This window comes from Delftia sp. WSY_16 (genome assembly GCF_043104415.1).
GTDB classification, from domain to species: Bacteria; Pseudomonadota; Gammaproteobacteria; order Burkholderiales; family Burkholderiaceae_C; genus Comamonas; species Comamonas tsuruhatensis.
In genome coordinates, this window is the sequence record NZ_JBICKS010000017.1 from 36,547 (window position 1) to 51,341 (window position 14,795).

Genomic DNA, 14,795 nt, shown 5'->3' on the forward strand with positions numbered 1-14,795 from the left:
ACGCAACCGTAGACTACGCCTCCATGACTTCCGCCAAGAACCCCGCCTCGCCCTGGTCCACGCTGTGCGTGGTGGCCACCACCGTCCCCAGTGCCGAGGAGGCCGCCCATCTGGCGCGCAGCCTGGTGCAGCAGCAGGCCGCGGCCTGCGTGCAGGTGGAGGCCATCACCTCGCACTATGTGTGGGACGGCGAGATGCACGCCACGCCCGAGTGGCGGCTGGTCTGCAAGACCCTGCCCGACGTGCTGGAGCGCCTGGCCCGGCTGCTGCGCGCCGGGCACAGCTACAGCGTGCCGCAGATCACCATGCGCACCGAGCGCTGCATGGCCGACTATGCGCAGTGGCTGCGCTCCCAGGTCTCGACCCGGGACGTGGCGGACGCTGCAGAAAGGGCCGCCGCGCCCCGCATCACTGCGGCGTGACGTTGGCGGCCTTGATCACGGGCACCCAGGTCGCTGTCTCCTTGCGGATCAGCTCGCCGAAGGCGCTGCCCGTGACCACCCAGGGCTCGATCCCCTGCAGGTCCAGCTGCCTGACCACGGCCGGCGTGCTGAAGATCTCCTGAATATCCTTCTCCAGCTGCCTGAGCACGGCCGGCGGCGTCTTCTTTGGCGCCATCACGCCGTACCAGGACGAGATGGCAATGCCCGGCACGCCCGCCTGGGCCAGCGTGGGCACATCAGGCAGGTACTTGCTGCGGGCCGGGTCGGTCACGGCCAGCGCGCGCAGCTTGCCCGACTGCACATGCGGCAGCAGCGCGGGCACATTGCCCACGATCATCGGCACCGTGCCGCCCAGCACATCGTTGAGGCCGGGCGCCGTGCCCTTGTAGGCCACGTGCAGGATGTCGGCGCCGGTCTGCTGCTTGAACAGCTCACCGGCCAGATGCAGGCTGGAGCCCACGCCGGGCGAGGCATAGCTGATGGTGGCCGGCCTGGCCTTGGACAGGGCCACCAGCTCCTGCACCGTTTTGGCCGGCACGCCAGGGTGCACGGCGATCACATTGGCCGCCTTGGCCAGCGAAGCCACGGGCGCGAAGTCCGCCTCCACGCTATAGCCGGGCCTGGCCAGCAGCGTGGGATTGATGGTCAGGTTGCCCTGGGGCACGACCAGCAGCGTATGGCCGTCCGGCGCGGCACGCTTGACCATGTCGATGCCGATATTGCCGTTGGCCCCGGGCTTGTTCTCCACCACCGAAGTCTGCTTGTAGCGCTCGGCCAATCCCGTGGACAGCAGGCGGGCCAGCGCATCGACCGGGCCACCGGGCGGGAAGGGCGCGACGATGGTGAAAGGCTTGGCGGCCAGTTGCTGCTGCGCAGCGGCATCCTGGGCCAGGGCGCTCTGGCATGCGGCTGCGGCCAGCAGGGCGGCAGTGCCGAGCAAGGTGGGGGCTTTCATGGGGAACTCCGGGAAACAAGGCAAGGCAGGTACAAGCAAAAGAAATGCCTGAGGGCTATCGATTGTTTCTTGTATAAAACAACGTTCTTCTTATAAATCAATGCAAAGCATAAAACCTGCGGTTTGATTCGAATCAAGGGAAAACCCTTGCCTGCATGCCTGGGCCTTCGCTGCGCTCGCATACCCATGAAAAAAGGAGCGCAGCGCGCTCCCGTAAGTCCACTCCAGAGAATGGGTCAAAGCGCATCAACAGGGGAGCTGATGCAGTCGATGCCAAGCCGCAGGACGACAGCTCCACGAGCAGGTCTTGCTGCCATCGCATGTCAGGCCTGTAGGCAAGTCACCACTAAGCCCAACAGCATCAGGCCCATGCCTATCTTCTCTGTTCGACTGAAGCTTTCGCTGAACACGCGGCGCGAAACCAGGTAGCTGAAAACGACCTCGATCATTCCCAAAGTGCGCACAGGTGATGCTCCTTGCATGGCGTAGGCCGTGAACCAAGCAATTGAAGCGGCTGCCCCCATGCAACCGGCAAGCAGCGAGATGCGCCAAGCTCGAAAAATAGGTGCCAGACCTTGAGCTGTGCGCAACTGGATCCAAAGTCCCATGCCGACGGTTTGCATCGACTGTGCGATCAGCACGCCCCAGGCGCCAGATAACCATGCCGTTTCGGCGCCAAGTGCCAGCGACCCTCCTCGAAATCCTACTGTTGCAACTGCAAAGCAGGAGCCGCAAGCCAGGCCATAAAGTGCAGATCGGTTGAGCCACGCGGACGGTGAGAGCAACTGTTCGCGTGGCGGCAGGGACAGCAGCAGCATACCGATTGTGGCTACGATCATTGCGGCCAACGCCAGCGGTGTTGGAAGTTCATGGAGAAAAACCGATGCGAACAGAGCTAGCTGCAGCACCTCTGTCTTTGTCAGAGTGACAGCCACGGCAAAGTTGCGCTCCTTCATCGCCAGCAGCAAAGCGACCGTTCCAGCCAATTGGAAAAAAGCGCCCAATGCAATCCAGCCAAGGTAAATCGGCGTGATCGAAGGTACAGCGTATGGCTTTGCTGGTACCAGATACAGCAGTGCCAGCCACAACATGGCAAAAGGTAGGCCATACAGAAAACGCACCAGCGTGGCCGATAGCGCGCCCAGCTCCTGTGTCAGGCTGCGCTGCGCTGTGTTTCGTACCGTTTGAGCGAGAGCGGCGAACAGGGTTATGGGAACCCATAACCAAGAAAAACCTTGAATGGATTCAAGCATGAATATGGAGGAGGGATGGGTAAATGGGGCGTAGAGTAAATTCTTACATTGTTGTGGATTATTTGGTAATGCACAGCAATGCTCATTTGCTGATTAGAGAAATTTTGCTCTCTTGAAGATTTATTGAACGGTTGAAGACAGAGACTCGAGATAGAACATGATGCCTGCGTAGAGCGTTTCTTCTGGGGTGCCCGCGCGAGGAGAGCTCGGCATCATCCAGGTATCCTTGCTGCCGTTTATCCGCATGCTGCGGAGAAAGCAGTATGTGGTCAATGCGTAGAATTTACGGTAATTTTCTTCGCCAATCCAATTGGATATTTCATGAATGCTACGAATTACCGGTATTTGATCCAGCATCTGCCGATGCTGATCATGCTTCATGAGAAATAGTATGCTTTTCTCAAGTGGAACGATGTTGATGCTATCGCGAATCTCGGCCGCCAGCTCATGCCAGAAGGAAAATGCGAAACGCGAAAATCCAAAGTAAGGGTCGATGCCTTGAACAGAACCATCCGGATCGATGAAGCTGATTTCATTCAAAGTCTCGTCGTAGAGAACATTGCCAAAGTGAAAATTGCAGTGTGCACTTGTGCTGCTAGCCAGGAAAATTTCTTCCTCGGCATAAGCAAGAGCCCTTTCTACCACGGCACGACCACTTGGGATAATAATCTTTCCCTCAATAATTGCAGGTTTGTCAAACAGGCTGTGCAATTGTTTTAAGGAATCCCATTCGTAGCGAATCTTTTGGTGTAGTTGATACGTTGAATCTATTGGTTGATTGCATTCAATTTTCACTGCTGTCTTTATGCTGTCCAGGGCATGTTTTATGATTTGGTTTCTATATTCTATGGATTTTGTTGCATCGAACACAAGGCTTGCCAGAGATGCACCAGACTTCTTTTCAAGAATATAAAAATGACGACCTCCAACCAATCCTGTGTGAAGAACTGGCACCATCAGTTTGGGATAAATTCCGTGAAGAGCTTGAATCTGTTGGACTTCTGTTTTGAGCTTCTCATTGAACTCGGCTGTATTAGCTGTTTTAAAAACGAATCCCGAATCAAGAATATCGACGCTGTGCGAGCTTGTCATTTCACATTCCTTAGAAAATGGTGCTGGAAAGACCTAATGCGATGTTGCGTGCAGCTGAAATAGCGAGGCTGGAGTAGCCTACGGTATTGTTGACAAAGGATTGAATTGTTAGTTGAGAAAGTCCTTGTGGCTCCAAATAGCTGGGTCGAGATAGCAGTAAATGGTGAGAGTCAGTAAGAATAGTGGCGCATCGATGGTCGTGTGCATAGGCTCTGCTTCCGAGTGGCATCGTGGTTCCTTGCGCGATGTATCTATATCTATCAAATAAATTATCGATTGATGCTTCAACAGCCTCGCGGGTCATCAAGCCTCGATCCTGAACGATGAATCGGTTTATCTGAAAACCTGGCGCATGGACCGGCGCTCGCAGGGAGATGGTATTTACGAGAGGTGCCCAAGGCATAACCTTGGTTTGGCTTTGGGTGATTTGAGAGAAGCTAGGGCGTAAATTGTTCCGTGCATCTTGATCCCTGCCTTCGAAGGAACGGGTGCCTAGAACTCCGTTGGGAGTATCCGGGTGGATGATGTCCGTCTCCACTGCGAGGATGCTCTGGGCTGTAAGGCCAAGTGTTCGCAGCGTATCTATAACTATACGAAGAGACGCATGCATGCCATTGGTTTGGCATGAACCAAGACAATAAACACCATTAGTAATTACTCTGGTTTTTGCGGTTGGCAGATCTGAGGATGAAAGATCTGCAAGACAGCTATATATACTTGGGAGATCATTTGCTTCCGCAACTCCTAGAATCGTGTGACATTTTCTTTTAAGCCACGAGACTACAGCGCTTTCTGCAGAAATGTCTGCTTTGCTCGTCGCGAGAAAAGCTATATCAAAGGAGGTTGATATTGTTGGAAACTCTTTGCGCAGATCACAGAACTCGAATTTGACTTCCCTGGATCCAATTTTCAGTGTTTTTTCATCGATTGCCTGTACAAGCGCATGTGCTCCAGGTTGAGCGAGGGCGAGGCGCGCAATAATTCCATCAATTGGCCGGAGGTGGGGATAGTTTTTGTGAACAGGTGGTGTGTTTGTTAGTACTGTTGTAATTGCAAATCCGTCTTTTTCCGGATTGTTCAAGAGCAGTAAATTTGAACCAATTTCTGCGCCTGCTCCAACAAGCATTGCCGTTTTCATGTCATTATCCTCCACGTTGTGATTTGGCGATATTTCTTTGGAAATCGTTTATTTTGACTGGGTGATTGCGGGCTGTGTCTCAGTCGCGATAGATTTTTTGGCTGTAGATTGACTCGAAAATACGCTTAAGATGATTTTTCTTAAATGTGGAGATATTGAAGTCGATTTGCAGAGTGCGCACTTCTAGCAAGCAATTCGGGGAAAGAATTGCTTTTTCTCAAAAGCAAGCATGAGTGTGCTTGCTATAAAAAGATGATGCGGGGTCTTTATTCTCTGATGCTATCTAAAAATAGCATGACTATAGATGGTGGCTTATCTTGCGTACCAATTTTGAAAGAGAGATTTCATAGGTCCCTGCGTATAGCCGCCAGCAGGCTTTTCGAAGAATTCCAGATATGCTGCTCGGCAAGGGCCTGGGCCTTCTTTGGGTCGCGATTGCGGATGGCGGCGAGGATGCCGCGTTTTTCTTCTGTGCTTTCTGAGGCCCGTGAGCTGTGAGAAAGTGAGAGTCTCCGCAGGCGTGCGAGGCGGCTCCTTTGTGAAGAAAGATAGCTTGCCATCAGCGAATTTTGGGCTGCATCCAGGAGAACTTCGTAGAACTCCTCGATGGTCTCGATCTGAGCCCCGACATCGCCCGAAATCTGCGCTTCACTCATCGCTTTCACTGTGACATCCAGGCGCTCGATTTGCTCTATGGTGGCTCGCTCTGCGCACAGTGCCGCCACATAGCCTTCAACGGCTGCACGCATTTCAAAGATCTGGCGAATGCCGTCTTCATCGATAACGGCGACTATCGGGCCTTTATAGGGCTCCTTTGTGATCCACCCTTCTGCCTCCAATTGCCCCAGGGTTTCACGAACTATCGTTCTGCTCACATCAAGGAGATCGCACAGCTTGCGTTCTACCAAGCGTGATCCAGGTGGAAGTTGGCCTTCCACAATGGCGCGCTTCAATTGCTCAAGTGCCAGCTGTCGGAGCGTTGGATTCACACGCTCTACGGCCATACTGCCTCGCGGAATTCCCATGTCTGTCAATGCAGGTCTGTCTGTGTCTGTACCTGCTTTAGAGGCTTGCCGTTTCATGTCTGTTGGACTTTCTTGCGAATTGAGTGATGGTATACCAACATACAATCTTGGGTCAAGATATGGAAGGGTGCGAAAAATTGAGAGGCATCTGGTTGGGAAGGCAGCAGGAAGACAGTGACCAAGCCATCTCCGCCATCGATGGTTTGTTTCTGATTGGTTTGCAAGCCACATAAATTGGCCTGAACTTGCCATCTGCAGCCAGCAAGTAGCCTAATCGGCTGGTTTAAAACACTTATGTGCTTTTACGAGCCCCGAAAAGTGGGGGGTGGCAGAGCGGGAGAATATGCTTGAAATGATGCGCGGCACACGCCGTAGTTGGCATATCGAAGGCAGGTCGCACTGAAGAGTCTGTTGCCGAGTTTTCGCACAGGCACTCAACAGAGTTGGTGCGCTTGCCGAGGCATGGGCCGTACGCTCACCCGCACGCAAAGGTGGAGCGACGGGAAAAAATGCGTTCTCCACATCGGAGGCCAGAGATGAGTGCGGTGGTGCACCGCAAGGCCTGCCAGCCGGCGTCAGTGAGGAAGAGCTAGGATTTCTGACCGTCCGAAGCAAGGACGGGCTTGTCGGTGCTACCGAGCACTGGCGGAAGTGCTGCTTTGACTGGCCGAAGAGATTCGTCAATTGCCACGTGACGATGAGTGGCTGCTTCGGTGATTGAAGGGCATGCCCTTTCTGGTCTTTGCCGCGCCCACGCTGTCGCCTGTGGCGAAGTTACTGGGCTTTTGCGGCAAGTCACATGAGCTAACCCGGTAGGGCCTGGCCTGATCAGTCCCGAAGCGGTTGAGTGCGTCAGAGGTTGAGGCTGGAGAGCTCTTCGTTGAGCGGTCACTCCCCAATGGATGAGCGGAGAGCGGCTTGAGCGCCAGCCCGCAATTCATCCATTCCGCCTTCCTGTGGCGCCTGTCGAGAAAACTCTGAACAGATTGTCAGGACAGCAGCGCCTGCGCGAATTCCCTGGCGTTGAAGGTCTCCAGGTCTTCGACCTTTTCGCCCACGCCGATGAAGTACACGGGGATCGGCCGTTCCTGGGCAATGGCGGCCAGCACGCCGCCCTTGGCCGTGCCGTCGAGCTTGGTGACGATCAGGCCCGTGAGCTGCAGTGCATCGTCAAAGGCGCGCACCTGGGCCAGCGCGTTCTGGCCGGTGTTGCCGTCGATGACCAGCAGCACCTCGTGCGGCGCCGTGGCGTCGGCCTTGCTGACCACGCGGCGGATCTTGCGCAGCTCTTCCATCAGGTGCAGCTGGGTGGGCAGGCGGCCTGCCGTGTCCACCAGCACCACATCCTTCTTGCGCGCGCGGCCGGCGGTGACGGCGTCAAAGCTCACGGCCGCAGGATCGCCCCCTTCCTGGCTGACGATCTCCACCGTGTTGCGGTTGGCCCAGACGCCAAGCTGCTCGCGCGCGGCGGCGCGGAAGGTGTCGGCGGCGGCCAGCAGCACGCTCTGGCCTTCGTCGGCCAGGTGGCGGGTCAGCTTGCCGATGGAGGTGGTCTTGCCCGCGCCGTTGACGCCAGCCACCATGATCACGGTGGGCTGGTGCTCGCCGATGATCAGCGGCTTTTCCAGCGGGCGCAGCAGGTCGGCCAGGGCATCGGCCAGCAGCGCCTTGACGGCGGCGGGGTCGGTGGCCTTGGCCTCCTTGACGCGGCGGCGCAGGTCGGCGAGCAGGTGCTCGGTGGCCTTGACGCCGGTGTCGGCCATCAGCAGGGCGTCTTCCAGTTCCTCGTACAGCGCATCGTTGATCTGCGTGCCCGTGAAGACCGTGGCAATGCTGCTGCCGGTCTTGCGCAGGCCGGTCTTGAGGCGCTGCATCCAGTTCTGGCGGCTGGCACCTTCGGCCTCGGGCTTGGCCGTGGGCTCGGGCGCGGCAATGAAGTCCGCAGGCGCGATGGTGGACGCGGGTGCAGCAGCTGGGGCAGGCGGGGTCTCGGGGGGCGCGGCATCGCCCTTGCCGCCGCCAAAGGGCTTGCGCCACCAGGCACTGCCGGTGTCGGCGGCCGGCGCTGCTGGCGCGGCCGGTGGCAGGGCGGGGGGGCTGTCCTTCGGTGGGGTTGCGGGAATGCCGGCCTTTTCAGGCGCGGCGCTGCTGTCCGTCGGGGAAATCTCGGCGGCGGAGGGGGTGGGCTTTTTCTTGAAAAAACTGAACATCGGCAGGTTCTTAGAATCACAGCATTCTATGAAACATGCACTCACCCTCCTGGGCTTAATGGCCTGCATGGGCACCGGGGCTGCTTTGGCAGCCCCGGATGCATCCTCTTCCTCCCCTTCGTCACTGCTGCAGACGGTGGCCAGCCAGGCCGCAGGCGGCCAGCGGTCCGCCACAGCAGCGCAGCAATTCACCCTGAAGAACGGCATGCAGCTCATCGTGCAGCCCGACCGGCGCGCGCCCACGGCCGTGCACATGGTCTGGGTGCGCGTGGGCGCCATCGATGAGGTCGACGGCACCTCGGGCGTGGCCCACGCGCTCGAGCACATGATGTTCAAGGGTTCGCGCAAGGTGGCGCCCGGCGAGTTCTCGCGCCGGGTGGCGGCCCTGGGCGGGCAGGAGAACGCCTTCACCAGCCGCGACTACACGGGCTACTACCAGCAGATCCCGTCCAGCCGGCTGGAGGAAGTGATGAAGCTCGAATCCGACCGCTTCGCCAACAACCACTGGCCCGACAGCGAGTTCAAGAAGGAGATCGAGGTCATCAAGGAAGAGCGCCGCATGCGCACCGAGGACCAGCCGCGCGCCGTGCTCATGGAGCAACTGATGGCGGCGACCTTCATGGCCTCGCCCTACCACCGGCCCGTGATCGGCTGGATGAGCGATCTGGACGCCCTGACGCCCGGCGACGTGCGCGATTTCCACAGCCGCTGGTATGTGCCCGGCAATGCCACCGTCGTCATTGCCGGTGATGTGGACGTTGCCAAGGTCCGCGCCTGGGCCGAGAAGTACTACGGCAGCATTCCCGCACGCGCCGTGCCGGTGCGCAAGCCGCGCACCGAGCCTGCGCAGATCGGCATCCGCCGCATCGAGGTCAAGCAGCCGGCCGAGCAGGCCCTGGTGGCCCTGGCCTTCCGTGCGCCCTCGCTGACGCGCGTCAGCGATCTGCAGGCCGATGACCGCGATGCGCTGGCGCTGCTGGTGCTCTCGGCCGTGCTCGACGGCTATGACGGCGCCCGCCTGGAGCGGGCCCTGGTCCAGGGCGAAGGCCGCGTGGCCGACGGCGCGGGCAGCTCCATGTCGCTCATGAGCCGCGGCCCCGGCCTGTTCATGCTGACGGGCGTGCCCGCCACCGGCAAGACTGCGGCCGAGGTCGAGGCCGCGCTGCGCGCCGAAGTGGCCAAGGTCGCCAGGGACGGCGTCGAGCCTGCCGAACTGGAGCGCGTGAAGACGCAATGGATGGCCTCCAATGTCTATGAGCGCGACTCGGTCATGGGCCAGGCCCAGAGCCTGGGCAATTACTGGATACAGGGCATGCCGCTGGATGCGGAAGACCAGTTGCTGACCCAGCTTCGCACCATCACGCCCGATGACGTCAAGCGCGTAGCGGCCAAGTACTTTGGCGATGACCAGCTCACGGTGGGCACCCTGGTGCCGCAGCCCCTGCCTGAAGGCGGCAAGCCCCGCCGCACCGACGCGGGTGCCGGCATTGGCGGACCCCTGCATTGATGCCCCCGAAGCACGCTGGAGTGAAGATGAAGAACATGAAAAAGATGGTGGCCAGCTCCGTGCTGGCAAGCGTGGGCCTGGGCTTTGGCGCCACGTCCGCATGGGCCTTGCTGCCCATCCAGCACTGGACCCAGCCCAGCGGGGCGCAGGTCTGGCTGGTGGACAGCCCGGGCATTCCCATGGTCGATGTGCAGATGGATTTCGACGCCGGCAGCCGGCGCGATCCCGCCAGCCAGGTCGGCCTGGCCAGCGCCGTGGCGCTGATGGCCTCCAAGGGCGTGACCGCCCAGGGCGATGCGCCTGCGCTGGACGAGAACGGCCTGGGCCAGGCCTGGGCCGATCTGGGTGCCAGCTTTGGCGCGCAGGCGGGCCGCGACAGCTTCAGCTACGGGCTGCGCTCCCTGACCGAGCCTGCGCTGCTGCAGCGCGCCGTGGCGCTGGCGGCGCGCCAGATCGCCAACCCCAGCTGGCCGCAGGACGTGTGGCTGCGCGAGCGCGAGCGCTGGACCGCGGCCATCAAGGAATCGGACACGCGCCCCGGCACGGTGGCCGGCAAGGCCCTGAGCCAGGGCGTGTTCGGCACCCACCCCTACGGTGCGCGTGCCACGGCCGAGAGCCTGTCGCGCATCGACCTGTCGGACATGCAGTCCTTCCACCGCCGGCTGATCGCCGCCTGCCGTGCCAAGGTCAGCATCGTCGGCGCCGTCAGCCGCGAGCAGGCCGACCAGCTGGTGCAGCAACTGCTGGCTCCGCTGCAGGCGGCGCAGGGCCAGGATGCGGGCGCCTGCGCTCCGCTGCCCGACGTGCCCAAGGTGCAGGCGCTCAAGGCGCCGGTCAACGAGAACATCCCCTTCGCCTCGGCCCAGGCGCAGGTGCTGATCGCCCAGCCCGGCATTGCACGCAACAGCCCGGACTTCATGGCCGTGCTCGTGGGCAACCACATCCTCGGCGGCGGAGGCTTCACCTCGCGGCTGACCGAGGAAGTGCGCGAAAAGCGCGGCCTGAGCTACAGCGTCTACAGCGACTTCTCGCCGGGCCTGGACGCGGGTGCCTTCACGATCGCCCTGCAGACACGCCCCGACCAGGCGGCCGAGGCCTTGAAGGTGTCGCAGGACACGCTGCGCCGCTTTGTCGCCGACGGCCCGACCGAGAAGGAGCTCAAGGCCGCCAAGGACAATCTGATCGGCGGCTTTGCGCTGCGCATAGACAGCAACCGCAAGCTGCTGGGCAATGTGGCCAACATCGCCTGGAACGGCCTGCCGCTGGACTATCTGGAGCACTGGACCGAGCGCGTGCAGGCGCTGACCGTGCGTGATGTGCGCGAGGCCATGCAGCGCATGCTGCAGCCCGATCGCATGGTGACCGTCGTCGTGGGAGGCAAGCAATGAGCCGCAACAGCATCAAACTGCATACCCCTGCCGGCAAGCGCTGGCTGGAAAAGGCCACGGCCGAGGCCGCGGCGCCCAAGGCGCCTGCCGCAGCGCCGGCCGCAAAGGCAAAGGCGGGCAAGCCGGCACCCTCGGGTGCGGGCGAGGTCCGCATCATCGGCGGCCAGTGGCGCCGCACGCGTCTGCCCGTGGCGCAGCGCCCGGGCCTGCGCCCCACGCCGGACCGCGTGCGCGAGACCCTGTTCAACTGGCTGGGCCAGGACCTGACGGGCTGGCACTGCCTGGACGCCTTCGCGGGCACGGGTGCGCTGGGCTTCGAGGCCGCATCGCGCGGCGCGACCAGCGTGCTGATGAACGAGCAGGACGCCGCCCTGGTGCTGCAGCTGCAGCGCCTGCGCGAGCGCCTGGACGCCCAGTCCGTGCGCGTGCTGCGCGGCGATGGCATCGGCTGCCTGCGCCAGGTGGCGCCGGGCACGCTGGACCTGGTGCTGATCGATCCGCCGTTCGACCATGCCGAGCTGTTCGAGCCTGCGCTGAAGGCCGCTGCGCTGGCCGTCTCCGCCCAGGGCTATGTCTATCTGGAGGCGCCCCAGGCCTGGACCGAGGAGCAACTGGCCGAGGCTGGCGGCCTGCAGCTGTTCCGCCATCTCAAGGCGGGTGCCGTCCACGCCCATCTGCTGCGCAAGGCCGCGCAGGACGAGTAGTCTGGCGCCGCAGCCGTGTTCCAGCGCAGGAATGCGGCTGTCGCGCAGCCGACGGGCCATGCTGCAGTGCAATGCATAATGCGCCATCCGTGCCGGACCAGGGCACGCGCAGCCAAGGAAAGTGAACGCCATGAGCCACGACGTGATTGCCGTCTACCCCGGAACCTTCGATCCGATCACGCTGGGCCACGAAGACGTGGTGCGCCGTGCGACCCAGCTGTTCAGCCACGTCATCGTGGCCGTGGCGGCCGGCCACCACAAGAAGACCATGTTCAATCTCGAGGAACGCATGGAGATGGTGCGCGAGGCCGTGTCCATCTATCCCCATGTCCAGGTCGAGAGCTTTCATGGCCTGCTGCGCGACTTCGTGGTCGAGCGCGGCGGCAAGGCCATGGTGCGCGGCCTGCGCGCGGTCACCGACTTCGACTACGAGTTTCAGCTTGCCGGCATGAACCGCACGCTGATGCCCGAGGTGGAGACCGTCTTCCTCACGCCCAGCGACCGCTACCAGTTCATTAGCAGCACCTTCGTGCGCGAGATCGCCACGCTGGATGGCGAGATCGACAAGTTCGTCTCGCCCAACGTGCGCACGCGACTGCTTGAGAAGGTGCAGGCCAATCGCGCTCCTTGAGAGAGGGAGGCTGGCCAGGCGCCTTGGCCCGCCCCCATGACGAGTTCACGATATCAGGCGCTCTGCGTGGCGGCACTTGCATTCACGGCCGCATGCACGAATTCCAGCTTGCGCCGCGCGCCCATTGAAAGAGCGAACGGATAGGCATCCCCGTGGCCCAGGCTGCGGTTGAGGCTGTTGGTCAGCAGCGTCAGCGGCACCCACTGGTCCAGCATGGTGCCGAAGTCCGGCCGGGCAGGGACCGCGAACGGGTCCTGCACGCACAGCGCGGCCGGCGTTCCCATGCCCGCCGCCGTGCCTGCGCCTCCTGGCAAGGTGATGCAGGTGCCATAGCTGGCCGCAGTCTCCAGCAGATCCACCATGTGCAGGTAGTGGGCCCAGCTTTCGGCCCAGTCTTCCCACGGGTGGGAGGTGGCATAGGCGCTGACGAAGTTGTCGCGCCACTGCCCATCCAGCGGGCTGCGTGCGTAGTAGTTCTGCAGGGCCTGGGCATAGTCCTGGCGCTCGTCGCCGAACAGGCGGCGGAATTCCTCGATACGGCCCGCGCCCACCACCAGCCTGTCCCAGAAGAAGTGGCCGGACTCATGGCGCAGATGGCCCACCAGCGTCCGGTAGGGCTCGTGCAGCGCCTGGCGGCGCCGGGCACGCTCGGCATCGTCGGCCTCCACCACGTTCAGCGTGATGGTGCCGTTGGCATGGCCGGTCATCACCGGCGCCTGCCCGGGCAGGTCGGCCAGCAGTTCGAAGCGCGGCCCGTCCTCTCCAGGCCTGGGGCCCAGGCCCAGGCGGGCCAGCGTATAGAACAGCTGGCGCTTGGCCGCCTCGATCTTGGTCCAGCGCAAGGCATTGGCCGGGTCTGACAGATCGGGCAGCCAGCGTGTCTGGCGGCAGGATTCGCACAGCGCGTGGGGGTCGTCGGCGGGCAGGGCGAAGTTGCACTGGCCCACAGGTCCCCGGTGGCTGCACATCTTGTAGAGGCGGCCTGGCGGCTTGCCTGCGCCCAGGGAGGACAGGCTCTCCCACAGCGCGCTGTCCCGCGCGCCGGAAACCGGTCGCAGGCAAGCCACATGCAGTCGCTCTGGCAGGAAGGCCAGGGTGGCGCCGCAGTGCACGCATTGAACGCTGTCGAAGAAAACCGGGTGGCCGCAGGCATCGCAGTTGAAAACTCGCATGTCGGTCACTTTACGCCGTATGCCCTGGCGCCATGAAAAATGATTCCCATGTCGCCCTGGCGCTGCAAGGTCAGATTCCCCCAATGGTGGTTTTCACCGGGGTGGCCCTGCAATGAAAAAAGGCCGGATGACACCGGCCTTTCGATGGCCCCATGGGGGCCTGCATCAGGGGCGAACCACGATGCTGTTGCGCACTTCGCGCACGTTCTTGGTGGTGCGTGCGATCTCGGCAGCGCGGGCCTTTTCCGACTCCGACTTGGCAAAGCCCGACAGTTGCACCGTGCCGTTCAGGGTCTCGACGCTGATGGAGGTGGCCGAGACGCTCTTGTCCTCTGCCATCTTGGCCTTCACGGCAGTGGTGATGCCGGCGTCATCCACATACGAACCCACGGTCTGCTGGTCGCGGGCCACGGAGCAGGCGGTGGTGCCGAGCACGGTGGCGCCGGCGACGAGAGCGAAAGCGATGGCACGGGTGTACTTTTGCATGGTCAGTTCTTTCTTGGACAAGAAATGGAGGGAAACGGTAGTCGAGGGAACTCGGGGGCTGGGCTGCAGCTCACTTGCGCGAGCGGGAACTCATGAAGAACGCGGTGGCCAGGGCTGCGCCCGTGGCTGCTGCCAGCAGCATGGAGCGGCCAGGCTGCTCGATGACGTAGCGCGTGGTGGCTTCCGTGGCAGATTGCAGCTGGCGGCGGGCGCGGTCGGAGCTGTCGGCGCAGAAGTTGATTCCGCGCGTGGCCAGTTCCTGGGCACGTGCCGCGAGGTCGTCGATGACGGGATTCAGTTCACGCTCGATGGACTTCACGCCTTCCTCGGCCTTGTCCAGAGCATTTGCTGCAGTGCGGCGCGTGGTGTTGACGGCTTCCTTGGCAGTGTCTGCTACGTCCTGGGCAACGTCCTTGGCGGTATCGGCGGCTTTGTTCACGGCTTTCTCGGCTTGGCTCATTGGTTCTATCTCCTCAAAACTTGCATGAATGGGAAAGGCGGTCGGGCTGCCGGGCTGGCTGCCCGCCGGAGGCGGGCTTGGGCTGGCAGGTGGCTGAAGGCGGCGCCGCCGCTACTTCTTGATCAGGCTCATCACAAAGGTGACTACAGCCATGATCACGAAAATATAGAACAGGATCTTGGCGATGCCTACAGCACCTGCCGCAATTCCGCCAAAGCCGAAGATGGCGGCGACGAGAGCGATCACGAAAAACACGATGGCGTAGTGCAGCATGTAGAACTCCTTGGTTGTTCGTTGCCAAGAAACGGCATCTGGCTGTCAGGAGCCGAGT

The 14,795-nt window shown here is 61.4% G+C and carries 15 protein-coding genes; 5 read left to right on the forward strand and 10 right to left on the reverse strand.

Annotated elements, in window-relative coordinates:
- Positions 1–23 precede the first annotated feature (23 nt).
- Positions 24–422 (forward strand): divalent-cation tolerance protein CutA, encoded by a 399-nt coding sequence (gene cutA, locus ACF8O7_RS07855; protein WP_017404219.1) that lies wholly within the window; start codon positions 24–26, stop codon positions 420–422.
- On the opposite strand, the gene ACF8O7_RS07860 is transcribed toward cutA, so the two are convergent.
- The 6 genes from ACF8O7_RS07860 to ftsY form a co-directional block, all read right to left on the reverse strand.
- A complete protein-coding gene (locus ACF8O7_RS07860) occupies positions 409–1,398 on the reverse strand; it encodes a Bug family tripartite tricarboxylate transporter substrate binding protein (RefSeq protein WP_392442999.1) in 990 nt (329 codons plus the stop codon). The genes cutA and ACF8O7_RS07860 overlap by 14 nt on opposite strands.
- A gap of 323 nt (positions 1,399–1,721) precedes the next feature.
- Entirely contained in the window at positions 1,722–2,651 is a 930-nt protein-coding gene (locus tag ACF8O7_RS07865; protein ID WP_061288227.1) for a DMT family transporter, read from the reverse strand.
- A gap of 120 nt (positions 2,652–2,771) precedes the next feature.
- Positions 2,772–3,743 (reverse strand): hypothetical protein, encoded by a 972-nt coding sequence (locus tag ACF8O7_RS07870; protein ID WP_392443000.1) that lies wholly within the window; start codon positions 3,741–3,743, stop codon positions 2,772–2,774.
- 10 nt (positions 3,744–3,753) lie between these two features.
- Positions 3,754–4,881: a hypothetical protein gene (locus ACF8O7_RS07875; protein ID WP_082145145.1), complete on the reverse strand. Its 1,128-nt coding sequence runs from the start codon at positions 4,879–4,881 to the stop codon at positions 3,754–3,756.
- A gap of 344 nt (positions 4,882–5,225) precedes the next feature.
- The gene (locus ACF8O7_RS07880; protein WP_223275154.1) at positions 5,226–5,963 is read right to left on the reverse strand and encodes a GntR family transcriptional regulator; all 738 of its coding nucleotides are present in this window, start codon (positions 5,961–5,963) and stop codon (positions 5,226–5,228) included.
- A 932-nt stretch (positions 5,964–6,895) separates the two neighbouring features.
- Entirely contained in the window at positions 6,896–8,116 is a 1,221-nt protein-coding gene (gene ftsY / locus ACF8O7_RS07885; RefSeq protein WP_392443004.1) for a signal recognition particle-docking protein FtsY, read from the reverse strand.
- Positions 8,117–8,144: 28 nt separating this feature from the next.
- Here ftsY and ACF8O7_RS07890 point away from each other — a divergent pair, with 28 nt between their 5' ends.
- The 4 genes from ACF8O7_RS07890 (at position 8,145) to coaD (ending at position 12,346) form a co-directional block, all read left to right on the forward strand.
- The gene (locus ACF8O7_RS07890) at positions 8,145–9,623 is read left to right on the forward strand and encodes a M16 family metallopeptidase (protein WP_392443007.1); all 1,479 of its coding nucleotides are present in this window, start codon (positions 8,145–8,147) and stop codon (positions 9,621–9,623) included.
- Positions 9,624–9,649: 26 nt separating this feature from the next.
- Positions 9,650–11,011: a M16 family metallopeptidase gene (locus ACF8O7_RS07895; protein WP_392443010.1), complete on the forward strand. Its 1,362-nt coding sequence runs from the start codon at positions 9,650–9,652 to the stop codon at positions 11,009–11,011.
- On the forward strand, positions 11,008–11,715 hold the full coding sequence (gene rsmD / locus ACF8O7_RS07900; RefSeq protein WP_016449073.1) for a 16S rRNA (guanine(966)-N(2))-methyltransferase RsmD: 708 nt from the start codon (positions 11,008–11,010) through the stop codon (positions 11,713–11,715). Before ACF8O7_RS07895 ends, rsmD begins: the two co-directional genes overlap by 4 nt.
- Before the next feature lie 130 nt (positions 11,716–11,845).
- Complete coding sequence (gene coaD, locus ACF8O7_RS07905) at positions 11,846–12,346, forward strand: pantetheine-phosphate adenylyltransferase (RefSeq protein WP_016449072.1); 501 nt, start codon at positions 11,846–11,848, stop codon at positions 12,344–12,346.
- Positions 12,347–12,399: 53 nt separating this feature from the next.
- Here coaD and ACF8O7_RS07910 read toward each other — a convergent pair whose 3' ends face one another.
- From ACF8O7_RS07910 to ACF8O7_RS07925, 4 genes are all read right to left on the reverse strand, one after another.
- Positions 12,400–13,518 (reverse strand): putative zinc-binding metallopeptidase, encoded by a 1,119-nt coding sequence (locus ACF8O7_RS07910; RefSeq protein ID WP_016449071.1) that lies wholly within the window; start codon positions 13,516–13,518, stop codon positions 12,400–12,402.
- 165 nt (positions 13,519–13,683) lie between these two features.
- Positions 13,684–14,004, reverse strand: a complete 321-nt coding sequence (locus ACF8O7_RS07915; RefSeq protein ID WP_012203732.1) for a BON domain-containing protein — start codon at positions 14,002–14,004, stop codon at positions 13,684–13,686.
- Between the two features lie 70 nt (positions 14,005–14,074).
- On the reverse strand, positions 14,075–14,464 hold the full coding sequence (locus tag ACF8O7_RS07920) for a hypothetical protein (protein ID WP_016449070.1): 390 nt from the start codon (positions 14,462–14,464) through the stop codon (positions 14,075–14,077).
- Between the two features lie 111 nt (positions 14,465–14,575).
- A complete protein-coding gene (locus ACF8O7_RS07925; protein WP_013803930.1) occupies positions 14,576–14,737 on the reverse strand; it encodes a DUF1328 domain-containing protein in 162 nt (53 codons plus the stop codon).
- Positions 14,738–14,795: the final 58 nt, after the last annotated feature.

Excerpts from the sequence above, each read along its gene's own strand:
- ACF8O7_RS07910 (WP_016449071.1), bottom strand. The coding sequence starts at position 13,518 with ATGCGAGTTTTCAACTGCGATGCCTGCGGCCACCCGGTTTTCTTCGAC.
- ACF8O7_RS07920 (WP_016449070.1), bottom strand. The coding sequence starts at position 14,464 with ATGAGCCAAGCCGAGAAAGCCGTGAACAAAGCCGCCGATACCGCCAAG.
- ACF8O7_RS07860 (WP_392442999.1), bottom strand. The coding sequence starts at position 1,398 with ATGAAAGCCCCCACCTTGCTCGGCACTGCCGCCCTGCTGGCCGCAGCC.
- cutA (WP_017404219.1), top strand. The coding sequence starts at position 24 with ATGACTTCCGCCAAGAACCCCGCCTCGCCCTGGTCCACGCTGTGCGTG.
- ftsY (WP_392443004.1), bottom strand. The coding sequence starts at position 8,116 with ATGTTCAGTTTTTTCAAGAAAAAGCCCACCCCCTCCGCCGCCGAGATT.
- ACF8O7_RS07890 (WP_392443007.1), top strand. The coding sequence starts at position 8,145 with ATGAAACATGCACTCACCCTCCTGGGCTTAATGGCCTGCATGGGCACC.
- ACF8O7_RS07865 (WP_061288227.1), bottom strand. The coding sequence starts at position 2,651 with ATGCTTGAATCCATTCAAGGTTTTTCTTGGTTATGGGTTCCCATAACC.
- coaD (WP_016449072.1), top strand. The coding sequence starts at position 11,846 with ATGAGCCACGACGTGATTGCCGTCTACCCCGGAACCTTCGATCCGATC.
- ACF8O7_RS07875 (WP_082145145.1), bottom strand. The coding sequence starts at position 4,881 with ATGAAAACGGCAATGCTTGTTGGAGCAGGCGCAGAAATTGGTTCAAAT.
- rsmD (WP_016449073.1), top strand. The coding sequence starts at position 11,008 with ATGAGCCGCAACAGCATCAAACTGCATACCCCTGCCGGCAAGCGCTGG.
- ACF8O7_RS07880 (WP_223275154.1), bottom strand. The coding sequence starts at position 5,963 with ATGAAACGGCAAGCCTCTAAAGCAGGTACAGACACAGACAGACCTGCA.
- ACF8O7_RS07895 (WP_392443010.1), top strand. The coding sequence starts at position 9,650 with ATGAAGAACATGAAAAAGATGGTGGCCAGCTCCGTGCTGGCAAGCGTG.
- ACF8O7_RS07925 (WP_013803930.1), bottom strand. The coding sequence starts at position 14,737 with ATGCTGCACTACGCCATCGTGTTTTTCGTGATCGCTCTCGTCGCCGCC.
- ACF8O7_RS07915 (WP_012203732.1), bottom strand. The coding sequence starts at position 14,004 with ATGCAAAAGTACACCCGTGCCATCGCTTTCGCTCTCGTCGCCGGCGCC.
- ACF8O7_RS07870 (WP_392443000.1), bottom strand. The coding sequence starts at position 3,743 with ATGACAAGCTCGCACAGCGTCGATATTCTTGATTCGGGATTCGTTTTT.